The organism is Stenotrophomonas sp. SY1 (assembly GCF_021202945.1).
Lineage (GTDB): Bacteria > Pseudomonadota > Gammaproteobacteria > Xanthomonadales > Xanthomonadaceae > Stenotrophomonas.
Genome location: NZ_JAJOYR010000002.1, coordinates 245,106 through 267,114, shown reverse-complemented (window position 1 = coordinate 267,114; position 22,009 = coordinate 245,106). Strand labels below are relative to the sequence as shown.

Genomic DNA, 22,009 nt, shown 5'->3' with positions numbered 1-22,009 from the left:
CCGGCTTACCGCGCCATCCTGGCGACTGGGCAACTTAGGAAAAACCACCATGGTCAAGATTCGACTGACCCGCGGCGGCGCCAAGAAGCGTCCGTTCTACCACATCATCGTGACCGACGTCCGTAGCGCCCGTGACGGCCGCAACATCGAGCGCGTCGGCTACTACAACCCGGTTGCCCAGGGCGCTGAACAGCGCGTGGTGCTGGACATCGCCGCTGTCGACAAGTGGGTTGCCAACGGCGCTCAGCTGACCGACAAGGTTCGCAACCTGTACAAGGAAGCGACCAAGGCCCAGGCCACTGCGGCCTGATCCTGACGGGCCGCGCGAAAGCGCGGCCCGACTGTTTATGAAGAAAGATTCCGAGCGCCGGATCCTGCTGGGCAGGGTTGCCGGCGCTTTTGGTGTGCGCGGCGAGATGAAGCTCGAGTCCTGGACCGAGCCACGCTCCGCCATTTTCCAATACCAGCCTTGGATCCTCCGCAGCCCCGCAGGGCAGGAGTCCGAGCTTGCCGGTGTGCGTGGCCGTGAATCGGGCAAAAACCTGATCGCCACCTTCCCGGGCGTGACCGACCGCGATGTGGTCGAGGCCATGCGCGGCACCGAAATCTACATCGCGCGCAGTGCATTGCCTCCGCCGAAGCCGGATGAGTACTACTGGGTCGACCTGGAAGGCCTGGACGTGCAGACCGTGGAAGGCGTGAAGCTGGGGCAGGTGTCGCACCTGTTCAACACCGGCTCCAACGACGTGCTGGTGGTTCGCGGCGACCGCGAGCGGATGGTGCCGTTCGTGATGGAGGACTTCATCAAGTCGGTCGATTTCGACGCCAACCTGATCGTGGTTGATTGGGACCCGGAGTTCTAAGGTCCGTGCGCGTCGACGTCATCAGCCTGTTCCCCGAGTTCCTCGCCCAGTCCGCCGCGCTTGGCGTGGTCGGGCGTGCGCAGGAGCGCGGCCTGCTTGAACTGCATGGCTGGAACCCGCGCGACTACGCCGAGGGCAACTACCGCCGGGTGGACGACCGTCCGTTCGGTGGTGGCCCGGGCATGGTGATGCTGATCGAGCCGTTGCGTGCCGCGCTGGCCGCAGCGCGTGCGGCTGATCCGCAGCCGGCGCCGTTGATCTACCTCAGCCCGCAGGGGCGGCCGTTGACCCAGGCCAAGGTCCGTGAACTGGCAGCACTGCCGCGCATGATCCTGTTGTGCGGACGCTACGAGGGCGTGGACGAGCGCTTCCTGGCGGCCGAGGTGGACGAGGAAATCTCCCTCGGTGATTACGTGCTGTCTGGCGGTGAGCTGGGTGCGGCGGTGATCATCGATGCGGTCACCCGGTTGCAGGACGGCGCTCTGAATGATGCTGAATCGGCTGTTCAGGATAGTTTCGAGGGTGATGGCCTGCTCGACTGCCCGCATTACAGCCAGCCTTCCAGTCATGTGCTGGGCGAGGTGCCAGACGTGCTGCGCTCCGGGAACCACGCCGCGATCGCGCGCTGGCGCCGGCAGCAGTCGCTGATCCGTACCGCGCTGCGCCGCCCTGATCTGCTGGACGAGGCCGGGCTGGGCAAGGCCGACCGCAAGCTGCTGGCCGAGGCCCGCGAGGCGCTTGCCGCAGATAGTGGCGCCAAGGGCAATCAATAGGCTAGAATTACGAGTTCCCATCGGCCGCTTGGCTGATGTTGGAAACAAAACAACAAACGTGCAGCGCAATTCGGTGACTGCATAAGACCACGCTGTCAAACGACACGCCCACCCCGAAGAATCGGTGTAATCCAATGAGCAAGCTGAACAAGTCCATCGTCGCGGAGTTCGAATCCGCCCAGGTCACCCGCGAACTGCCGAAGTTCAGCCAGGGCGACATCGTCGTGGTGAACGTGAAGGTCAAGGAAGGCAACCGCGAGCGCGTGCAGGCATACGAAGGCGTCGTGATCGGCACCAAGAATGCCGGCCTGAACTCCGCTTTCACCGTGCGCAAGATCTCGCACGGCTACGGCGTTGAGCGCGTTTTCCAGACCCACAGCGCGATGATCGACTCGGTCGAAGTCAAGCGCCGCGGTAAGGTTCGCGCCGGCAAGCTGTACTACCTGCGTGGCCTGGAAGGCAAGGCTGCTCGCATCAAGGAAGATCTGGCTGCTGCCCAGCAGGCCAAGGCTGCCCGCCTGGCTGCCAAGGCTGCTGCTTCCGCCGAGTAATACCCGCACGCAGGTTCGCCTGCATGCTGCAACGGCCGCCTTCGGGCGGCCGTTTGCGTTTGCGGGTTTGGGGTTTGAGAAAGCGGGAGAGCTGCGGCGCTTTGCGCCTTCCCCTCATCCGCCCCTGCGGGGCACCTTCTCCCGCAGGCGGGAGATGGGAGAGTGGTCAGGCCCGCTAGCGTCGAAGGCTTGCCTGATGCAGCTTCCGCGCGCAGTCGGGCCGCTTGTTCCCTTTCTCCCGTTTACGGGAGAAAGGGTAGCCAGGCGCTCCAGCGTCAGAGGCTTGCCTGATGCCGATTCCATGCACAGTCGGGCTATTCACTCCCTTCTTCTGCTTACGAAAGAAGGGAGTCGCCGAGCATCCGCATTCTGGAGGCTTGCCTAATGCCATTTCCGTATACAGCCGGGCCGGTCATTCTCTTCTCCTGCTTACGGGAGAAGGGGGGCGTCGGGGCCTCCGCGTTGGAGGCTTGCCGGATGAGGTTTCCGTGCACGACCGGGCCACTTACTCCTTCTCCCGCTTACGAGGGAAGTGAGTAGTCAGGCGCTCCCGCGCCGGAGGCTTGCCTGATGCAGTTTCCGTGCAAGGCCATGCTGCTTACTCCCTTCTCCCGCTTGCGGGAGAAGGTGCCCCGAAGGGGCGGATGAGGGCGGCTGTTGCCGGTCCGTTGAATGGCTGCACGGACCTCACTCCCGTCCGATGGCAGATTTCGGCCACCACCAGAACCAGAGTGGTGCGCAGTTCCTGTGGGGAACATCGATGCAATAGTCGCCGCGGCCCTGCAGCACATCCTCCAGCCCGTTGCGCATTGCCCTCAGTGGTTCAGCGCCCAATGCAAGAACGGCCAGTTCTTGCTTAACGGGAAACTTCCATTCGCATGGATCGCTGGAGAACGCCAGTTTCAGTTTGCCCGGGGCATGCCATGCGGCGTGGCCGGCCCTGTTGTTGGGTACGGCAAGGTGCGCGGCTGTCGGCGGCTTGATCTGGAAGGTCCGCATTGCTGGCTCGCCATCATTGGCCAGGGCATCGAGCAGTGCGATCAGTGAGCGGCACCCTTCGGTATCCGCAGTCAGATGCCAGCCCGGGTAATTGCGTTCGTTCTCGGTGTAGTACCAGAGAACAAGCGAGCCGGTCTGCTTCCATACATGGGCGTGCTTCATGGGTAGCTTCGTGGTGGTTGCCCGGTCTGCGCCGGGCGAAGCCGTCAGCTTGCCATCGGATGAGGTGGGCCGCTCGCCGAAGCTCGTAGCTGGCGAGCGGCCGCTGTCCTCAGCGGAAGTGGGCTTCGATCTGCTCCAGCGTCTTGCCCTTGGTTTCCGGCAGCCAGAAGGTGGCGATCAGGAAGAACACGAAGGTGCAGCCGGCCCAGAACAGGAACATGCTGGAATAACCATAGTGACCAACCGTTGGCAGGAACACCGCGGCGATCGTGGTGGAGACGAACTGGTTGATCAGCAATGCGATGCTCATGCCGTTGGAGCGGATGCGGTTGGGCATCAGTTCCGACAGCGCCAGCCACACGCACACGCCCGGGCCGACCGCGAAGAAAGCTACGAACACCAGGATGCAGGCGGCTACCAGCCAGCCGTGCGAGGTGGCCGGTACCGGGCCGAGCCAGGCCTGGTCGATGCGCAGCGGGGCGCTGGCTGCGGCAACCGGATCGGGGAAGGGATTCAGATGCAGGCGGCGGAAGAAGCTGCCGATGACGCTGTCCGCACGCACGGTGGCGTCGCGCTCGATCAGCAACTGGTGGTCACTGGCGTTGTCGCTGCGCAGGGAGCGCACGTCGCTGAAGCCGCCGTAGGCGTAGGACACGGTCAGTTGCAGCGGTTGCTCGCTGCGCATGCGGGCGCCAGCCAACTGCTGCCAGCGGCTGGGGTCCAGCTCCAGTTGCAGGCGATCACTGCTCACCATCTGCTGCAATTGCGGTTGCAGGTCGGCGCGGCCCTGTTCGGCCTTGAAGAACAACATTGCCGAGGCGAGCAGGGCGATGCAGATGCCGCCGCTGCCGAGCATCAGCAGGAACTTGCGGCCCTTGCGGTCCACCAGCAGCAAGGCCACCACGGTCATCACCGCGTTGAGCAGTTTGATTGCTACGTCCGCGCCGTTGGCCGCCGCGCCGGGCAGGCCGGCCTGGTTGAGGATGTTGACCGCATACGCCAGCACCGAGTTGATGCCGGTGGCCTGGGTGAAGGCCAGCACCAGGCAGGCCAGCAGGAACGGCACCATGTAGCGGCGGCTGAAGAGCCGGTCACGCTTGCCATCGGCCTGGGCCACGGCCGGCACCTGGATCTGCGCCAGGGTGCTTTCCACCTGGCTGGCCGGCACGGTGCGTTGCAGGCTGCGGCGTGCGGCATCCAGGCGGCCACGTTGCACCAGCCAGCGCGGTGATTCGTTCAACCACAACACGCCGATGCAGAACACCACGCCCGGCAGCAGGCAGCTCCAGAAGATGGTGCGCCAGGCGCTGTCCTTCACTTCAAACATCTGCTGCGCCTGCTGCACCAGCGGCAGGTTGCGCACCGAGTCGCTGGCCGCGTCCACTGCATGGGCGTGATACAGGCCGATCAATGCGGCCAATACCAGACCGATCGTCAGTAGCAGTTGGAACATCGCCGCGCCACGGCCGCGCCGCTCCGGTGCCAGTACTTCGGCCAGATACAGCGGCACCACCACGCCGATCAGGCCGCCGCTGACGCCCTGCAACAGGCGCCCCAGCAGCAGCGGTGTGTAGCCCGAGGCCAGCGCCATGATCGGAATGCTGGCGGTGAACAGCAGGCCGGCCAGCAGCATCGCGCCACGCCGGCCGATCAGGTCGGCGATCAGGCCGGCGAACAGGGAGGACAACACGCTGCCCAGCAGCACTGCCGCGACCACGAAACCAAGCTGTTGGCTGCTCAGCTGCCAGGCGTGACTGGCGGTTGCCTCCAGATAGGGCAGCGCGCCGGCGATGATGCCGATGTCGATGCCGTACAGCAGGCCGCCAAGGCCGGCGATGAAGAGCAGGTAGCGCACCGGCCAGCGCGGGGCGGCCTCGGTGGCGGGTACGGCGAAGGCGGTATCGGTCATCGGGGCGCTCCGGGAGCAGGCATGGTGCGCGGTTGCGCGGTGGATGCCGGTGCGCGCAATGCGCACCGGTGAGGACATCAAGGCAGCGGTGAGTGCAGGTCGATCTGATGACCGTTGGCCCAGACCTGCTGCAGTTGCAGGTCCGCACTGAGCACGACCATGTCCGCGCGCAGACCGGGGGCAATGCGGCCGCGGTCTTCCAGTGCCAGGTAATCGGCGGGGAAGGTGGAAACACGCTGCGAGGCATCGGCCAGGTCCAGGCCGACCTCGACCAGGTTGCGCAGCGCCTGGTCCATGGTCAGCGCGCTGCCGGCCAGCGAGCCGCTGGCCAGGCGTACGCAGCCCATGCACTTGTGCACGCGCTGCTCGCCCAGTGCGTACTCGCCATCGGGCATGCCGGTGGCGGCGGTGGCATCAGTGACCGCGTACAGGCGCGGAATGGCACGCGCGGCCAGACGGATCACGCCGCGGTGCACGTGCTCAAGGTCGGGAATCAACTCGGCGTATTCGGCATGCGCCAACGCAGCGGCGGCGATGCCGGGGTTGCGGTGATCCACGCCGGTCATGCCGTTGAACAGATGGGTGAAGCCGGTGGCACCGGCCTGCAGCGCGGCCACGGCATCTTCATAGGTGCCGGCGCTGTGGCCGACCTGCACGCGGATGCCCATCGCCGCCAGCGCCGGAATCAGCGCGGTGTGCTGGCCGATTTCCGGGGCGATGGTGAGCACCTTGATCGGCGCCAGTGCATGCAGGTGCTGCACCGATTCGAGTGTGGCTTCGAGGGTGCGCGGCGGTTGTGCGCCGAGCCGTTGCGGGCTGATGAACGGGCCTTCCAGATGCACGCCGATGATCTGCGCAGCGTCCGCATCCGGTGCGGCGATGACCTGCGCCAGTCCGCGTAGTGCGCTTTCGATTTCCTCGAACGCGGCGGTCATGGTCGTGCCAAGCAGGGTGGTGGTGCCATGCCGTGCATGGGTGCGGGCGATGGTGCGGGCAACGTCGCCGCCCTGCATCAGGTCAACGCCGGCTGCGCCATGCACGTGCAGGTCGATGAAGCCGGGCAGGATCGCCGGCAGGCTGGCGGCATCGCCGGCGTGGTCCTCCACTTCCAGCATGCGGATCTGCTGGTCGAAGTGGACATGGCCGCGGCGCCAGCCCAGCGGGGTGAGGATGCGGCCGTGCAGGGAATGAAGTTCGGTCATGGCGGTGGCTCGGCAGTGATCACCTCGATCCCCTGGCGTTGCAGGCCCTCGCGGGTGGCATCGTCCAGGCCGGTGTCGGTGATGATCGTGTGGATCTGATCGAGGCGGGCGATGCGGTGCAGGCTGACGCGGCCGAACTTGGAGGCGTCGGTCAGCACCACGATGCGCCGCGCGCGTTCGACCATGCGGTGATTGAGGCGGGCTTCGCCTTCGTCGTGCGTGGTCAGTCCGAACTGCAGGTCCAGCCCATCCACGCCCAGGAACAGCGTGTCGAAGCTGTAGGAGGTCAGGCTGGCTTCGGCCTGGCTGCCTTGCAGCGACAACGACTGCTTGCGCAGCAGGCCGCCGGTCAGCAGCACGTTCACGCCCGGCGCATTGGCCAGTTCCCAGGCGATGTTCAGGCCGTTGGTCATCACCGTCACCTCGCGGTGCGCGCGCAGGTGGCGGGCCAGGGTCATGGTGGTGGAGCCGGAGTCGATGATGATGTTCTCGCCCGGCTGCACCAGCTGCGCTGCGCGCATGCCGATGGACTCTTTCAGCGACAGGTTCAGCGCATCCTTCTCGTGGATGTCCTGCTCCTGCGGCGGCAGGCGCACCAACGTGGCGCCGCCGTGGGTGCGCGTGGCCAGGCCCTGCGATTCGATCTGGCCCAGGTCGGTGCGGATGGTCACCGCCGACACGCCGAACTGCTCGACCAGCTCCGATACCTGCACCGTGCCCTGTTCGATCAGGCGCTGCAGGATCTGCTGGCGGCGGGAGCGGGTGTTGCGCATGGTCATGGCTCGTTTCGCATGGAAAGACGCAGGGTACCTTTTCGCAAGGAATCAGGCTCGATTTCTTTCGCTTTGCTTGCGTGGACCGGCCTGGTTGGAGCTGCAGGCGCGCGCGTATTCGCCCAGGCACAGGCCAACGTGGTGCTGCACCAGCGCCTCGGGGCGGTTGGCCAGCAGGCCGCTGCGCACGGCGCGGAACTGCTCGGGCAGATGCTGGCTGAGCAGCACCAGCGGCGGGCTGTGTCGTTCCAGATTGGCGAACAGCGTCTGCACGGCGCTGACCAGCGCCGGCTCGCCCCAGTAGTAACGGCAGCGGTCGCTGAAGGCGTAGGCGCGCAGCAGGCGCAACGTGGCCTCATCGCCGTGGTAATGCGCCTGCCAGTTTTTCGGCTTGGCCAGCATCACCTGGTCCAGCACCTGCGGCAGCTGCGAGCATTGTTCGGCGGGCAGCAGCTGCGCTTCGATCGCAGCCAGCGCGAACAGCGCCTCGCGATAGGCGAAGGTGGCGGCCGGGCCGACCTTGAGGATGGCGAAGTGGTCGCGCACCAAAGCGTGTAGGCCGGATTCGCGCTGGTAATCGGTGGAGTGCGCTTCAAACACGATGCGCGGTTGTTGTTCGAGGAAATCGGCCAGTTCGCTGGCGGCGAGCGGGTCGTAGTCGTGCACGCTGCTGTGGTCGAAATCCACGCCCGGCTGCACCACCATCGCGATCACCCGCTGCCAGGCATCGCGTAGTTCCGGCGTGTCGAAAGCCTGCTGGTGGATGGCCAGCGTCTGCGCGGCGGCAGCTGGCGTGGTGACGGCAAGGCCGCCTTCGAGCGAGGCTTCGCCGCCCGGGATTGGCACTTCGGTGCCGATCACGTAGACCGGCAGCGGCAGCCCGTTTTCAGTGGCGGTGCGTTCGGCGATGACGGCCAGTTCGGCCGAGCGGGCGGCGACGATGGCATCCGGCAGCGGCGTCGGGTCATCGGCGCAGGACATGCTGCAGTCCAGATGGATCTTGTGGAAACCGGCGCCGACATAAGCTTCGATAAGCACCCGTGCATTGGCCATGGCTTCGGCGGCCGGTTGCTTCTGCCAGGCGTTGGGGCCGAGATGGTCGCCGCCCAGGATCAGCCGCTCACGTGGGAAACCTTCTTGATCGGCCAGTTGCTGCACGTAGTCGCGGTACTGCGGTGGGGTCATGCCGGTGTAGCCACCAAACTGGTCCACCTGGTTGGAGGTGGCTTCGATCAGCAGCGGTGTGGCGTACTTCAGAGCGACCTGCATGGCGGCGCGCAGCACGTGTTCGTTGCTGCAGCAGACGCTGTACAGGCCGACGTTGTGGCCTTGGCGATGGGAAGCAAGCAGGGTTTGCAGCGGCGACATGGATCAACTCCCGGAATCAGGAAAAAGCGGGTTGGCAGGCAAGCAGGGCGGCGCCACGTGCACCACCGGCATCGCCGAAGCGGGGCGGGACGATCGGCGGCACCTGCACGCCCTTGAACAGATGCGTGGCGATGGCGGCCGGCAGCTGCTGGTACAGCGGCGCGTACTGCGACAGGCCACCACCGAGCACAATGACGTGCGGGTCCAGCGCCAGGATCAGCGCGGCGAAGCTGTGGCCGAGCAGGTCACGATGGATGTCCAGCGCCTGGCGTGCGCGGATATCGCCGGCATCGGCCAGTGCAATCACGTCACTGGCATTGGCGGCGTTGCCGCCGAGATGGCGTTCGATCATCGCCACGCCGCTGCCGGAGACATAACGCTCCACGCAGCCGCGCAGTCCGCAACCGCAATCGAGCAATGGCAGACCGTGGCGTTGCAGCAGGTTGGCCGGAACGCTCCAGTGGCCCCATTCGCCGGCCAGCCCATTGAAGCCGCTGATCAGCCGGCCCTGCACGCAGTAACCGCCACCGGCACCGGTGCCGAGGATGGCGCCGAACATGCTCGGGTAGCCATCGGCCGCACCGCCGTGCGCTTCAGACAAGGCGAAGCACTGAAGGTCGTTGCCGAAATGCAGCGGGCGCTGCAGTCGGTTGCTCAGGTCCTGCGCCACGCACTGGCCGGTGAGTGCCGGTACGTTGGCACTGAGCTGGCGGCCGCTTTGGCGGTCGCGCACGCCGGGCAGGGCGATGCCGATGGCATCGGCAGCGCGACCGTGTTCGGCATCGGCGCTGGCGACCAGTTCCGTCACCGCCAGCAGGAAGGCGGAGTAGTCGCCCTGCGGGGTGGCGATGCGTTTGCGCCACGTCACCTGCATGTCCGCCGCGCAGGCCACCAGTTCGATCTTGGTGCCGCCGATGTCGATACCGTAGCAAGCCGTGGCGGTGGACTCAGTCATGGTGGATGGTGACGCCCTTGACCACGCGGTTGACGGTACCGTCCGGGAACGGGTTGTCCGGGGTCAGGCCGAGTGCGGCAGAACGCTGCAGCGCATACAACTGCGCGAAGGTCAGCCAGACCGGCGCCAGCCAGTTGTCCGGCAGTGCCGGCACCGGCAGCGTGTGGTCATCGTTGCCGACAGCGTCCACGCGCGGGCCGACCGACAGCACCTTGCCGGCCACGCCGTCATTGCGCAGCTCTTCCAGCAGGTCCTGTTCGTAACGGCGTGCCAACGGCTGGGCACTGCGCAGCATGACCACCAGCGTCTGCGCGTTGAGCGTGGACTTGGGGCCATGGCGGAAGCCCAGTGGCGTGTTGGCCAGTGCCAGCACGCGCCCGGCGGTGAGTTCCAGCACCTTGAGTGCGGCTTCGCGGGCGAGCGCTTCCAACGGGCCGCTGGCCAGGTAGATCACGCGATCGAACGGTTGCGCGGCCAGCGCGGCCACCGGCGCATCCCACTGCGCGATGGCCTCGCGCGCCAGCGCTGCAACCTGCTTCAGGCGGGCGGTGCGCGTGGCCCAGTCGCTGTTGTCGAACACGGTCAGTGCGGTCAGCAGCATGCAGGTCAGGCTGCTGGTCATGGCGAAGGCACGGTCGCACGAGACGGCCGGCATCAGCAGCGTGCAGGTGTCCTCACGCCCGGCGCCACGGCGGGCCAGCTCGCCATCGGCATTGCAGGTGATGTCCAGGAAGCGTGCGTCATCAACGTCGGCGCGCACGCGCTCCACTGCCGCCACGCTTTCCGGGCTGGAGCCGCTGCGGCCGAACGAGACCAGCAGGGTCGGGCGTTCGCGCTGCAGGTACAGCGCCGGGTGGGTAAGCAGGCTGGTGGTATGCACGGCGCGGATTTCCGCCGGCCATTGCGCGTTGAGTGCATCGGCGGCCATCTCGGCGATGAAGCCTGAGCTGCCTGCGCCGGTGAAGATCACGCGCTGCGCGGGGTCGGACAGGCGCTGGCCAAGGAAGGCCTGCACACGTGCCTGGGCGTCGGAGAGGGAATCGGCAAGCGTCTCCCACAGCTGCGGTTGCTGTGCGATTTCGGTGGCGGTGTCGGCGCCGCCCAGGCGCTGCCAGGCGGACAGATCGGAAAGCAATGTGGCGTCCATTCGGGGTTCCTGTTGAGCCAGCGCACGATCATCGTTTTCTTTCGGAATGTCAAATAGCGAAAGTAAAAAGAAAGATACTGGGATCATTTGTTTGCGATGAGCGGGCTGTACGAAAAACGAAAGCTCGCCAAGAGTCTGCTTTCGATGCAGATAAATAGGGCGATTCTTAGGCGAATACAAAGTGGTGCTTTGCACAAACTTTCGTTTTAAGGAAATACAACTTACTTTTTGCTTTCATTTTGTTGACATCTTTCAAATCGCTGCCCTAGAGTCGGCCGCATCGGCAATTGCAACGCCCGTTGAACGGGCCGGGGGAAACCAGGTGCAGATCCAGGTACGTCGTTCACCGCTGCTGGCGGCCCTGTTGGGCGCGATGCTTGTGCCGGTGGTGCCGGCACAGGCCGAGCCGCTGGGCAATCTGCGCACGGTGACGGCCGCGGATGGCCGCGACGGCCTGCGTGCCTGGGAGCTGCGTACCGACAACGGCGGCACGTTGCGCATTGAAGTGCTGGCCGAGGACATCGTGCGCGTGCATGCCGGGCGCAACGGCAAGCTCAGCGGTGCCGGCGACAAGGCCGCGCCCATCGTATTGCCGCAGTCGGCCGCGCAGGTGCAGGCGCAGCTGGAAGAAGACGCCAACGAGATCCGCGTGCGCACTTCGAAACTGGTGCTGCACGTGCAACGCCAGCCGTTGCAGCTGCGCCTGGAACGACTGGATGGCGCGCAGGCAGTGCCGCTGTGGCAGGAACTGCAACCGTTGGACCTGGGCGCCGAGCAGAGCGTGCAGGTGTTGTCCTCGCAGGCCGATGAGGCGTTCTACGGCGGTGGCCAGCAGAACGGGAAGTTCCAGTTCAAGGGCCGCGAACTTGAGGTCTCCTATTCCGGTGGCTGGGAAGAGGGCGACCGCCCGAGCCCGGCCCCGATGCTGCTCAGCTCGCGCGGCTGGGGCATGTTGCGCAACACCTGGAGCGATGGCAGCTACGACCTGCGCCAGCCCGACCAGGCCACGCTGCTGCACCGCGAGGACCGCTTCGATGCGTACTACTTCGTCGGTGCCGACCTGCAGCGCCTGCTGGAGCGCTACACGCAGCTGACCGGGCGGCCGAATCTGGTCGCGCGCTGGGCGCTGTCCTACGGCGATGCCGATTGCTACAACGATGGCGACAACAGCAAGAAGCCCGGCTCCGTGCCCGAAGGCTGGAGTGACGGCCCCACCGGCACCACGCCGGACGTGATCGACAGCGTCGCAGCCAAGTACCGCGAAAACGATATGCCCGGCGGCTGGATCCTGCCCAACGACGGTTATGGCTGCGGCTACAAACAGTTGCCGGAGACCGTGCAGGGCTTGGCCAAGCACGGCTTCAAGACCGGCCTGTGGACCGAGAACGGCGTGGACAAGATTGCCTGGGAAGTGGGCAAGGCCGGCAGCCGGGTGCAGAAGCTGGATGTGGCCTGGACCGGCCACGGCTACCAGTTCGCGATGGACGCCAACCAGCAGGCCTTCAACGGCATCCTCGACAACTCCGACTCACGTCCGTTCCTGTGGACGGTGATGGGCTGGGCCGGCATCCAGCGTTACGCGGTGGCCTGGACCGGCGACCAGAGCAGCAGTTGGGATTACATCCGCTGGCACGTGCCGACCCTGGTCGGTTCGGGCCTGTCGGGCATGGCCTATGCCAGCGGTGATGTGGATGCGATCTTCGGCGGCAGCGCCGAGACCTTCACCCGCGACCTGCAATGGAAGACGTTCACGCCGGTGCTGATGGGCATGTCGGGCTGGTCGTCGAACGCGCGCAAGCATCCATGGGCGTTCGACGAGCCGTACCGCAGCATCAACCGCGACTACCTCAAGCTGAAGATGCGCCTTACGCCGTACATGTACGGCCTGGTGCATGACGCTGCGCAGAGCGGCGCACCGCCGGTGCGCGGGCTGATGTGGGATTTCCCCAACGACCCACATGCGCAGGACGAAACCTACAAGTACCAGTTCCTGCTCGGCCGCGAGCTGCTGGTGGCGCCGGTCTACCGCAGCCAGGCAGCGAGCCGTGGCTGGCGTCGTGACATCCATCTGCCGGCCGGTGGCTGGTACGACTATTGGGATGGCCGCCATGTGCAGGCACCGGCGGCTGGCCGCCAGCTTGACCGCAAGGTGGAACTGGCGACGCTGCCGGTGTTCGTGCGTGCCGGTGCGATCCTGCCGATGCATCCGGAGATGCTGTTCGATGGCGAAAAGCCGCTGGATGAAGTGACGTTCGATCTGTATCCGCAGGGCGAATCCAGCTACACGATGTACGAAGACGACGGCAGCACCCGCCGTTACCAGAAGGGCGAATCGAGCACCCAGCAGATCCACGTGCAGGCACCGGTGCAGGGCAGTGGCCCGGTGCAGGTGCGCATCGATGCGGTGCAGGGCCAGTACCAGGGCCAGCTGCCGCAGCGTCGCTATGGCCTGCGTGTGTTGAACCGGCAGGCACCGCGTACGGTGCAGGTGGGTGGGCGTGCCCTGACGCAACTGGCAGACGCTGCCGCCTTGCAGGGCGCGGCGGAAGGCTGGTACTTCGACGCGAAAGAGCGTCAGGGCACGCTGCATGTGCGCACCGCCACGCAGGACATCCGTCAGCCGCTGCAACTGCAGTTGGACTTCCCGGTTGCCGCAGCGCTGGCCGATGACGTGTTCCCGGCGGCACCGGAACTGGGCCGCGCGCTGCCTTCGGACAGCCTGCTGGTGGTCAACCGTCCGGCCGAAGAGCCGGGCCATCCGCTGGAAAACGCTTTCGACGACGACCCGGCAACGTGGTTCCGCAGCGTGCGCAACCAGGCCATCCGTACCGGCGCGCACGAGTGGGTGGTGGGCTTCGGTGAGCGCAAGCTGATCGACGGCATCGAACTGGCACCGCGCAACGACAAGCACTGGAAGCACGGCCAGGTCCGCGATTACGAAATCTACATGGGCGACAGCAACGGCGAATGGGGCCAGCCCATCGCGCGTGGCCACCTGCAGCTGAAGGAAGGCGTGCAGCGCATCGACTTCCCGGCACACGCTGGCCGTCTGCTGCGCTTCCGCGTGCTCAGCGTGCAGAACCCGGACGGTGATAACGCCGGTGCCAGCGATCCGATGGTGACCGCCGCGCAGGGCACTGCCGCGCGTGCGGTGGATGCACTGCAGCCTCGTGACGTCGGCCCGATTGCCTTGTCCACTTTCCATATCCTTGAGCAGCAAGCGGCCGAGCGGCCGGCGCAGCAGCAGTTCCTCTCCCAACTGCCGCTGCCGGCCGCGCTGGCCGCGTCGGTCCACGCAGACCGTGCGTTCAGTGCCGATGTGCCGATGCGCATGAACGGCCTGCAGTTCCGTCGTGGCCTGGGTGTAGGCACGAACAGCCGCATCGATCTGGCCATCAAGGGGCAATGGAAGCTGTTGCGCGCCGACCTCGGCATCGACGACCAGTGCCGCCAGGCCGGTGGCATGCAGTTCCAGGTCTGGGGCGATGGTCGCCTGCTGTACGACAGCGGCCTGGTGAAGGCACCGGGCGTGGTCAAGCCGGAGCTGGATATCCGCGGACTTTCGCAACTGAGCCTGCGCACGCTGGGTGCACAGGGCAGCCAACCTGCCCAGGTATGTGGCAACTGGGCCAACGCCGTGTTGATCGGCCAGGAGGGCGACACCGCGCAGCTCGTCGCCCCGTAAACCACTACCCGTAACACCGCAGCTCCCCCCGCAACACACCGACTACGGCCTTTGGGCCGTGGCCCGGGACCGCTTTGCCCCGCCAACTGCCGTTTTTGCGTGATTTAGCCAGGAGAGAACCCGATGTTGCCCGCCCACCGCAAATCCCATCGCTGTACATTCGCCCCCTTATCGCTGGCCGTTGCCAGCGCGCTGTTTGCCGTCGTTGCCCCTGCGCTTGCGCAGGACACCGAGGGCGAGCAGAAGGACTTGACCACCGAACTGGCCCGCGTCCAGGTCACCGGTTCCAACATCAAGCGTACCGACGTGGAAACCGCCTCGCCGGTGCAGGTCATCAGCAAGCAGGACATCGAGAACATGGGCGCGCGCACGTTGTTGCAGGTGCTCGACAACCTGCCGGCCGCACGGCCGGGTCAGGTGGATTCCAAGTCGCTGTTCACCGGTTCCGACGGCGCCTCGCAGGCCAACCTGCGCGGCCTTGGCGCGCAGGGCACGCTGGTGCTGCTCAACGGGCGTCGCCTGTCGTACTACGGTGCGCCGGCCGGCTTCCAGACCCAGTTCGTCAACATCGACGCCATTCCCGCCGCCGTCATCGAGCGCATGGAAGTGCTGACCGATGGCGCTTCGGCGGTGTACGGCACCGATGCAGTGGCCGGCGTCATCAACGTCATCACCAAGAGCAGCTACCAGGGGCTGGAAGTCAGCGGCACCTGGGACACCGCCTCGCGCTTTGATTCGTTCGGCGAAACCCAGGCCAGCATCACCGGTGGCTTCGGCGACATGGTCGAGGACGGCTACAACGTCTACGCCAGCGTCAATCTCTATGAACGCAATGGCATCCCCGACAGCGAGTGGTACCTCAAGAACCCCGGGCAGTTCTACGTCAACAATCCGGATTACATCAAGAACCTGCGGCTGGATACCGGCAGTGCGCCGGGTGTGTTCAACCCCGGCTACTACTACGCCATCGACCCGACGACCGGGGCACGGATGGATGAGGCTGCCCCGGGCTGCAACAACGTGCTGCAGGTAGCCAGTGGCACGCGCTGCATCTGGCAGACCTGGATGAACCGCCAGATCAATGGTGGTGCCGACTCCAAGCGCGTTACCGCATACGTCAACGGCCATTTCCAGCTCAACGATGCCACCGAGGCGTTCGCCGAAGTCACCTACACCGACATCGACCTGCATGCCAACGGCGGCACGCCGCGCGCCTATGGCACCACCACCGGCAACCCGCAGAGCTGGTTCTCGCGCAACACCGGCAACACGGTCAACCAGTTCCTGACCCCGTGGCTCGGCCCGAACAACGAATACAACCACGCCAGCCCCGAGATGAAGGCACTGATGGGCGGCGTGGTCGGCCTGGGCTACCTGTTGCAAGACGTTGGCGGCGGCCATTTCGGCCAGCGCAACACCGACGAGAGCTACCGCGCGGTGGCTGGCCTGCGCGGCAGCGTCGGTGACTGGAACTGGGAAACCGCGTTCGCTACCGCCGGTTCGCATTCGGTCACCTATCAGACCACCAACGTCCACCTGAAGGGCTTCGAGAAAGCGTTCGGACCGTACACGATCGATCCGGGTACCGGTCGCGTCATCATTTCCGATCACCCGGCCTACAAGTTCGGTGAGATCAGCGAAGCCAATGCCGCGTTGATCCGTGAAGCATTCCCGACCTTCGACATCGAGTCGTGGACCCGCCTGCACACCCTGGACGGCAAGATCGAAGGCCCGCTGTTCAACATGCCGGCAGGTGAGGTGCGTGCCGCGTTCGGTTTCAACGCCACCCGCGAGACCTTCTACACGCCGGGCAACCCGGATGCCGCCAACGGCCTGATCACCCAGCAGGGTGGCTCGTGGTTCGACGGCAAGCGCAACACCTACGCGCTGTTTGCCGAAGCCGTTGCGCCGCTCACCGAGAAGCTGGAGATGGACCTGGCGTTGCGCCTGGACAAGTACCCGGGCTTCAGCGCCAATGCCGCGCCGAAGATCGGCCTGAAGTACCAGGCACTGCCGCAGCTGATGCTGCGCGGTACCTACTCCGAAGGCTTCCGTGCACCCAGCCTGGCCGAAGCCGGCAGTGGTGGCGTGTACGCACAGATCGGTGGCTACCGTGATGAGATCCGCTGCAACGAGACCAATGCGATCGCCGGCCTGTTGCGGCAGTCCAGCCGTGTCGTCGACCAGGATCTGGGCAACAGCCTGTGGAACAGTGATTGCAGCCGCAACGTGGCACGCATGACCCAGCCCAACCAGGACCTGGAGCCGGAAAAGGCCAAGATCGCAACCCTCGGTGTCGTGTTTGAACCGACCGACTGGCTGTCGGTGTCGGCCGACTACTGGTTCGTGTACCGCCGCGACGAGATCGTCGCGCCGGATTACAGCAAGGAAGAAGACATCGATTCGATGACCCGCTTCCCGATCACCGAGACCGACCTGTCCAACCTGGCCGCGCTGGCCAACATGTGCAACGACCCGGCCAGCGGCGTGAGCTGTCCGTCCACCTTGCCCGGTTACAGCACCGGCAACGTGGCCAGCGTGATCGGCCAGTACAGCAACCGCGGCCGCACGCTGATCGACGGCTTCGACGTGGACCTGCGCAGCCGCTTCGACCTGGGTGAATGGGGCCGCCTGAACATCGGCGTGGCCGCGACCATCGCCAACCGCAACATGTACAACTCCGACAACGGTGACGGTTGGTACTACGGCAACCTGGTTGGCTACTACAACAACCCGAAGGTGCGCGCCACGTTCAACACCAACTGGACCTACGGCAACTGGGATACCGGCTTCTACATCAACTACGTCGGTGGTACCAAGTGGGCGTACGACCAGATCGATGCGCAGGACAACAACGCCCAGACCTGCACCGGCAGCTATCTGGATCTGGCGCCCGGCCATTGCGGTGGCGCACCGGCGTGGTGGACGGCCAACCTCAGCGTGAACTGGCGTCCGATCGAGAAGCTGAGCGTCGGCGTGACGGTGAAGAACCTGTTCAACCGCCTGCCGTTCTACGATCCGAACGACTGGATGAACTTCGCCGGCTACACCAACAACTTCGGTCGCATCTACAGCGTGACGGCGACCTACAAGTTCTGACGATGCCGGGCCACCGCGTCCTCCCCTTCATTGCATGAAGGGGAGGACGATGGCACCGTCAGCGCGGTGTCGATACGCATGCCGGCAACGGCACGATTTCACGAAAGAGGACATGCAATGAAACGCAGGGAATTCATCCTGACCAGCACGGCCCTGGCCGCCACCAGTCTGCTGCCATCCACGCCGGCCTGGGCGCGCAACCGCAAGGTGCGGCTGGGCGTGATCGGCACCGGCATGCGCGGCCAGGTGCTGCTGAAGGAGCTGGTACGCCGCGACGACGTGGAAGTGGTCGCGCTGTGCGACATCGAGCCGATCATGCTGGGCAAGGCCATGGGCATGGTGGCCAAGGCCGGCAAGCCGGCACCGCAGGCGTATGGCCAGGACCGCGATGAAAATGCGTGGAAGCGCCTGCTGGAACAGAAGGGCATCGATGGCGTCATCATCGCCACGCCTTGGGAACTGCATGCCCCGATGGCCATTGCCGCGATGCAGGCAAAGATCGCCGTGGGTTGCGAGGTTGTGGCCGGCATCACCCTGCAGGACCACTGGGACGTGCTCAACACCCAGCTGTCCACCGGCACGCCGTACATGCTGCTGGAGAATGTCTGCTATCGCCGCGACGTGATGGCTGCCCTGCAGATGGTGCGCACTGGCCTGTTTGGTGAACTGGTTCACCTGCAAGGCGGCTACCAGCACGACCTGCGCGGGGTGAAGTTCAACGACGGCACGCCGGAACATCCGTATGACAGCGGCGTGGAGTTCGGCGCCAAGGGCTGGTCTGAAGCACGCTGGCGCACCGAGCATTCGGTCAAGCGCAACGGTGAGTTGTACCCCAGCCACGGCATCGGCCCGTGTGCGATGTACACCGGCATCAACCGTGGCAACCGCTTCACCCACATCAATGCGTTTGCCAGCAAGGCACGCGGTCTGCACGAGTACACCGTGGCCAAGAGCGGTGGCACCACGCATCCCAGCACCAAGGTCAATTTCAAGCTGGGTGACATCGTCACCACCACGCTGGCCTGCGAGAACGGCGAGACCATCCTGCTGCAGCACGACACCTCGCTGCCACGTCCGTACTCGATGGGTTTCCGCGTGCAGGGCACCAAGGGCCTGTGGATGGACGTGAACCGTTCGATCCACATCGAAGGCCGCAGCCCGCCGCACCAGTGGGAAGACTTCAAGGGCTACCAGGACCAGTACGAGCATCCGCTGTGGAAACAGCATGCCGACACCGCCGCCAGCGCCGGTCACGGCGGCATGGACTGGTTCGTGATCCACGCCTTCGTCGAGGCGCTGAAGGCCAAGGCACCCATGCCGATCGACATCTACGATGCGGTGGCGTGGAGCGCGATCACGCCGTTGTCGGAGCAGTCCATCGCCAACAACTTCCAGACGCTGGAGTTCCCGGATTTCACCAACGGCCTGTGGAAGCAGCGCAAGCCGATCTTCGCGTTTGACGGAACCTACTGAGCAGCGTTGTCGCGCCCTCCCTTTGCCGCAGGCGAGGGGAGGGCGGGGAAGGGGCGCTGCCGTTCCCGACAAGTTCCCAGCCGAGCGTGGCTCGGCTCTATTGCAGTTGCCATTCCGCGTAACTCAAGCATTGGTATCAGCCACCGGCGAGGGCGGGCAGCTGCCCACTTCGGCCGGCGTCGCCAGGGTGTCCTGTTCGGGCTTGTGCAACATCGTGGCCGAGCGCCAGTTGCCCCAGCGGTAATAGGCCATGATCATCAACATCGAGCAGAACGCGCTGACCGGGAAGCTCCACCATATGGCGTCGGCACCCAGTGCGGGTTGCAGCCACTTGGCGAAGGGCACACGGATGCCCCACATCGCCACCGCCAGGATTATCAGCGGTGCGACCACCGCGCCGGTGGAACGCACCACGCCGGACAGCACGAAGGTCACCCCGAAGAACAGGAACGACCACACCGCGATGTGGTTGAGGTGGCGGCCGATTTCCAGCGCCGAGCTGGCCGCCGGCAGGAACAGCGCCAGGGTGCTGCGATCAAACAGGATGATCGGGGCGATCAAGGCGCCGGTCAGCAGGAAGTTGAACAGCACGCCGGTGCGCGCGGTGGCACCCACGCGCTGCCAGTTGCCGGCGCCCACGTTCTGCGCCGCCATCGACGAACAGGCCGCGCCAATGGCCATCGCCGGCATCTGCACGTAGGTCCACAGCTGCATGGCCGCGCCGTAGGCCGAGGCGGTTTCCACGCCATAACTGTTGACCATGCTGATCATCATGATCATCGCCAGTGAGATCAGCACCATCTGCGCACCCATCGGTACGCCCTTGGCGATCAGTGCCTTCAGGATCTCCGTATCTATCTTCAGCAGGTGGGCATCCTTGCGCCCCAGCCACAGCATGTGCCGTTTGTTGCGCAGGTACAGCAGCAGCCCGGCCAATGCCAACGCCTGCGAGAAGAATGTCGCCCAGGCCGAGCCCGCGACGCCCAGTTCCGGGAACGGTCCCAGGCCGAAAATGAACAATGGGTTGAAGACGATGTCCAGCAGCACTGCCAGCAACAGGAAGCGGAACGGCGTGCGCGAGTCACCGGCACCGCGCAGTGCCGCGGTGATGAAGGCGAAGGCATACAGCATCGGCATCGCCAGGAAGATCACCTTCAGGTAGGCGTCGGCCATCGGCAGGGATTCGGCCGGCGTGCCCATGGCCAGCAGCAGACGATGCGAAAGGAACCAGCCCGCCACCGCGATCACCGCCGACAGGCCGATGAAGAACGTGGCGCTGGTGCCCATCACCCGCCGTGCCTGCGGCAGGTCCTTGGCGCCGATGGACTGGCCGATCAGGATGGTGGCGGCCATGCCGATGCCGAACACCGAGCCGATCAGGAAGAACATGATGTTGTTGGCGTTGGCCGTGGCGGTCAGCGCCGCCTCGCCCAGGAACTTGCCCACCCAGATCGCATTGACCGAGCCATTCAGCGACTGGGCGATGTTGCCGGCGAGAATGGGCAGCGAGAACATCAGCAGGCCACGCCCGATCGGGCCTTCGGTCAGGGAGCGGGCGGAGCTTGTTTTCGACATGGTGCGGCGGTCCCGATACGAGGCAGGCACGTTAGCATCTTGCAGGTGACGGTACCGACGGCAGGTATGCACCGCCGGTGCTCAATGTGGAGACACGACAAGCGATGAATCAAGCAGCAGTTCTGGCCCCCGGCATCCGCCTTGATGTGTGGTTGTGGGCCGCACGTTTCTTCAAGACCCGCAGCCTGGCCAAGCAGGCGGTGGACACCGGCAGGGTCGATGTTGCCGGGCAGCGTGCCAAATCCTCGCGGGCAATCCGCGTGGGTGATGCGCTGCGTGTGCAACGTGGCGATGAAGTGTTCGAAGTCAGCGTGCGTGGCCTGAGCGGCACGCGCGGCTCGGCGCCCGTTGCCCAGACCTTGTACGAGGAAAGCGAAGCCTCGAAGAAGGCGCGCGAGGAACTACGCCTGCGTCGTGCCGCCGAGCGCACCGGTTACCAGCCGCCCGAACACAAGCCGGACAAGCGCGCCCGGCGGCTGATCCGCGCCTTGGGCGATATCGATGCGTTGTAGCAGGGCCGTGATCCGCAATGCGGGATCGGGGACGCTGTAGTTCGCGCTGCTGTTTGATGTCGCTGTGCTTGCGGGGGAACGGTAGGCCGGGAATGCAACGCATCGGAATCACGCGCGCAAGCCCTTCGCGTTCCACGTACCCCGCCAAAGAAAACGCCACCTTGTAGGTGGCGTTTTCATTTCATCACGCCTGAACGTGCATCAGCGCTTGGCGCTGCCCAGCAGGCCGCTGCCCAGCTTGATCAGATCGGCCACGCCGAACTGGCCATCGCCATCCTGGTCGAGCACGCTGCCCAGCAGGCCGCCGCCGATGCCGCCGGCCTGGGTGACCTGCTGCTTTTCCTGGCCAAGGATCTGCGCCAACCCGCCTGCATCAGTCTGGTTGCCGCCGCTGGCCATGCGCTGGGCCAGAAACGCCATCACGATCGGGGCGAGGATCTTCAACAATTGTCCCGAGCTGCTCGGGCTCAGGCCGGTGGCCTGGGCAAGGCCGGTCTCGGCCCGGCTCTCGTTGCTGCCGAAGATGTGGCCGAGGATACCGGCGCCGTTGGTGGCCGGGCTGTTGCCGCCACCGAGCACCGAGCCGAGCACGCTGCCGATGTCCAGGCCGCTGTGGTTGGTCTGCAATGCACCAAGCAAGGCTTCAGCACCTTGTGGCTTGGCGGCGTTGTTGCCCAGTGCGCCCATCAGCAGGGGCAGGGCGGCACTGATGGCACCCGAAGCCTGTTGGCTGTCTATGCCCAGCTGCTGGGAAACCTGTTGCAGCGGTGCGCCCTGCAACTGGGAAAGAAGGTCGTCGGTCAGGCTCATCGGGAGAATCCTTGCGGTTGGGTTGCCTGGTGGAATGGTACCCCCGGAGGGGTGGGTTGTAAGCGCATTCAACCAACCCTGCTGGCAAGGCGGCGTGCATGGGCGAGGACAGGGAACCGGAGGTGGTCTGTAGGAGCGGCTTCAGCCGCGAAG

At 65.4% G+C, this 22,009-nt stretch carries 17 protein-coding genes; 8 read left to right on the top strand and 9 right to left on the bottom strand.

What is annotated here, in order from left to right:
* The first annotated feature begins 49 nt into the window (after positions 1 to 49).
* The 4 genes from rpsP to rplS all read left to right on the top strand — a co-directional run bounded on the left by rpsP (position 50) and on the right by rplS (position 2,187).
* A complete protein-coding gene (rpsP, locus tag LR961_RS12700) occupies positions 50 to 310 on the top strand; it encodes a 30S ribosomal protein S16 (protein ID WP_232149769.1) in 261 nt (86 codons plus the stop codon).
* Positions 311 to 347: 37 nt separating this feature from the next.
* Complete coding sequence (rimM, locus tag LR961_RS12695) at positions 348 to 863, top strand: ribosome maturation factor RimM (RefSeq protein WP_232149761.1); 516 nt, start codon at positions 348 to 350, stop codon at positions 861 to 863.
* Between the two features lie 5 nt (positions 864 to 868).
* A complete protein-coding gene (trmD, locus tag LR961_RS12690; RefSeq protein ID WP_232149744.1) occupies positions 869 to 1,636 on the top strand; it encodes a tRNA (guanosine(37)-N1)-methyltransferase TrmD in 768 nt (255 codons plus the stop codon).
* A 134-nt stretch (positions 1,637 to 1,770) separates the two neighbouring features.
* Positions 1,771 to 2,187: a 50S ribosomal protein L19 gene (gene rplS, locus LR961_RS12685; RefSeq protein ID WP_232149743.1), complete on the top strand. Its 417-nt coding sequence runs from the start codon at positions 1,771 to 1,773 to the stop codon at positions 2,185 to 2,187.
* 687 nt (positions 2,188 to 2,874) lie between these two features.
* Here the strand turns inward: rplS and LR961_RS12680 are convergent.
* From LR961_RS12680 to LR961_RS12650, 7 genes are all read right to left on the bottom strand, one after another.
* A complete protein-coding gene (locus tag LR961_RS12680) occupies positions 2,875 to 3,348 on the bottom strand; it encodes a hypothetical protein (protein WP_232149741.1) in 474 nt (157 codons plus the stop codon).
* Between the two features lie 109 nt (positions 3,349 to 3,457).
* Positions 3,458 to 5,257 carry an MFS transporter gene (locus tag LR961_RS12675; RefSeq protein ID WP_232149739.1) on the bottom strand — a complete coding sequence of 600 codons (1,800 nt, stop codon included), beginning with the start codon at positions 5,255 to 5,257 and terminating at the stop codon, positions 3,458 to 3,460.
* A gap of 77 nt (positions 5,258 to 5,334) precedes the next feature.
* The gene (gene nagA, locus LR961_RS12670; protein WP_232149737.1) at positions 5,335 to 6,459 is read right to left on the bottom strand and encodes an N-acetylglucosamine-6-phosphate deacetylase; all 1,125 of its coding nucleotides are present in this window, start codon (positions 6,457 to 6,459) and stop codon (positions 5,335 to 5,337) included.
* Entirely contained in the window at positions 6,456 to 7,232 is a 777-nt protein-coding gene (locus LR961_RS12665; RefSeq protein ID WP_232149727.1) for a DeoR family transcriptional regulator, read from the bottom strand. The genes nagA and LR961_RS12665 overlap by 4 nt, the downstream gene beginning before the upstream one ends.
* Before the next feature lie 51 nt (positions 7,233 to 7,283).
* Positions 7,284 to 8,600 (bottom strand): D-tagatose-bisphosphate aldolase, class II, non-catalytic subunit, encoded by a 1,317-nt coding sequence (locus LR961_RS12660; RefSeq protein WP_232149725.1) that lies wholly within the window; start codon positions 8,598 to 8,600, stop codon positions 7,284 to 7,286.
* A 16-nt stretch (positions 8,601 to 8,616) separates the two neighbouring features.
* On the bottom strand, positions 8,617 to 9,555 hold the full coding sequence (locus LR961_RS12655) for an ROK family protein (protein ID WP_232149723.1): 939 nt from the start codon (positions 9,553 to 9,555) through the stop codon (positions 8,617 to 8,619).
* Entirely contained in the window at positions 9,548 to 10,702 is a 1,155-nt protein-coding gene (locus LR961_RS12650; RefSeq protein ID WP_232149721.1) for an SIS domain-containing protein, read from the bottom strand. Before LR961_RS12650 ends, LR961_RS12655 begins: the two co-directional genes overlap by 8 nt.
* Before the next feature lie 322 nt (positions 10,703 to 11,024).
* Between LR961_RS12650 and LR961_RS12645 the strand changes: the two genes are divergently transcribed.
* The 3 genes from LR961_RS12645 (at position 11,025) to LR961_RS12635 (ending at position 18,959) form a co-directional block, all read left to right on the top strand.
* Entirely contained in the window at positions 11,025 to 14,387 is a 3,363-nt protein-coding gene (locus LR961_RS12645; RefSeq protein WP_232149712.1) for a TIM-barrel domain-containing protein, read from the top strand.
* Positions 14,388 to 14,510: 123 nt separating this feature from the next.
* Positions 14,511 to 17,486: a TonB-dependent receptor gene (locus tag LR961_RS12640; protein WP_232149710.1), complete on the top strand. Its 2,976-nt coding sequence runs from the start codon at positions 14,511 to 14,513 to the stop codon at positions 17,484 to 17,486.
* A 117-nt stretch (positions 17,487 to 17,603) separates the two neighbouring features.
* Positions 17,604 to 18,959: a Gfo/Idh/MocA family oxidoreductase gene (locus LR961_RS12635; RefSeq protein ID WP_232149708.1), complete on the top strand. Its 1,356-nt coding sequence runs from the start codon at positions 17,604 to 17,606 to the stop codon at positions 18,957 to 18,959.
* A gap of 123 nt (positions 18,960 to 19,082) precedes the next feature.
* Here the strand turns inward: LR961_RS12635 and LR961_RS12630 are convergent, their stop codons facing one another.
* A complete protein-coding gene (locus tag LR961_RS12630) occupies positions 19,083 to 20,534 on the bottom strand; it encodes an MATE family efflux transporter (RefSeq protein ID WP_232149706.1) in 1,452 nt (483 codons plus the stop codon).
* Positions 20,535 to 20,638: 104 nt separating this feature from the next.
* Between LR961_RS12630 and LR961_RS12625 the strand changes: the two genes are divergently transcribed.
* Positions 20,639 to 21,046 (top strand): RNA-binding S4 domain-containing protein, encoded by a 408-nt coding sequence (locus LR961_RS12625; RefSeq protein WP_232149704.1) that lies wholly within the window; start codon positions 20,639 to 20,641, stop codon positions 21,044 to 21,046.
* Between the two features lie 201 nt (positions 21,047 to 21,247).
* Here the strand turns inward: LR961_RS12625 and LR961_RS12620 are convergent, their stop codons facing one another.
* A complete protein-coding gene (locus tag LR961_RS12620; protein WP_232149702.1) occupies positions 21,248 to 21,856 on the bottom strand; it encodes a DUF937 domain-containing protein in 609 nt (202 codons plus the stop codon).
* Positions 21,857 to 22,009: the final 153 nt, after the last annotated feature.

Bases quoted from the DNA above. Each gene is read 5' to 3' on its own strand.
- rpsP (WP_232149769.1), top strand. From the start codon at position 50: ATGGTCAAGATTCGACTGACCCGCGGCGGCGCCAAGAAGCGTCCGTTC.
- rimM (WP_232149761.1), top strand. From the start codon at position 348: ATGAAGAAAGATTCCGAGCGCCGGATCCTGCTGGGCAGGGTTGCCGGC.
- rplS (WP_232149743.1), top strand. From the start codon at position 1,771: ATGAGCAAGCTGAACAAGTCCATCGTCGCGGAGTTCGAATCCGCCCAG.
- LR961_RS12680 (WP_232149741.1), bottom strand. From the start codon at position 3,348: ATGAAGCACGCCCATGTATGGAAGCAGACCGGCTCGCTTGTTCTCTGG.
- LR961_RS12675 (WP_232149739.1), bottom strand. From the start codon at position 5,257: ATGACCGATACCGCCTTCGCCGTACCCGCCACCGAGGCCGCCCCGCGC.
- nagA (WP_232149737.1), bottom strand. From the start codon at position 6,459: ATGACCGAACTTCATTCCCTGCACGGCCGCATCCTCACCCCGCTGGGC.
- LR961_RS12665 (WP_232149727.1), bottom strand. From the start codon at position 7,232: ATGCGCAACACCCGCTCCCGCCGCCAGCAGATCCTGCAGCGCCTGATC.
- LR961_RS12660 (WP_232149725.1), bottom strand. From the start codon at position 8,600: ATGTCGCCGCTGCAAACCCTGCTTGCTTCCCATCGCCAAGGCCACAAC.
- LR961_RS12655 (WP_232149723.1), bottom strand. From the start codon at position 9,555: ATGACTGAGTCCACCGCCACGGCTTGCTACGGTATCGACATCGGCGGC.
- LR961_RS12650 (WP_232149721.1), bottom strand. From the start codon at position 10,702: ATGGACGCCACATTGCTTTCCGATCTGTCCGCCTGGCAGCGCCTGGGC.
- LR961_RS12640 (WP_232149710.1), top strand. From the start codon at position 14,511: ATGTTGCCCGCCCACCGCAAATCCCATCGCTGTACATTCGCCCCCTTA.
- LR961_RS12635 (WP_232149708.1), top strand. From the start codon at position 17,604: ATGAAACGCAGGGAATTCATCCTGACCAGCACGGCCCTGGCCGCCACC.
- LR961_RS12630 (WP_232149706.1), bottom strand. From the start codon at position 20,534: ATGTCGAAAACAAGCTCCGCCCGCTCCCTGACCGAAGGCCCGATCGGG.
- LR961_RS12625 (WP_232149704.1), top strand. From the start codon at position 20,639: ATGAATCAAGCAGCAGTTCTGGCCCCCGGCATCCGCCTTGATGTGTGG.
- LR961_RS12620 (WP_232149702.1), bottom strand. From the start codon at position 21,856: ATGAGCCTGACCGACGACCTTCTTTCCCAGTTGCAGGGCGCACCGCTG.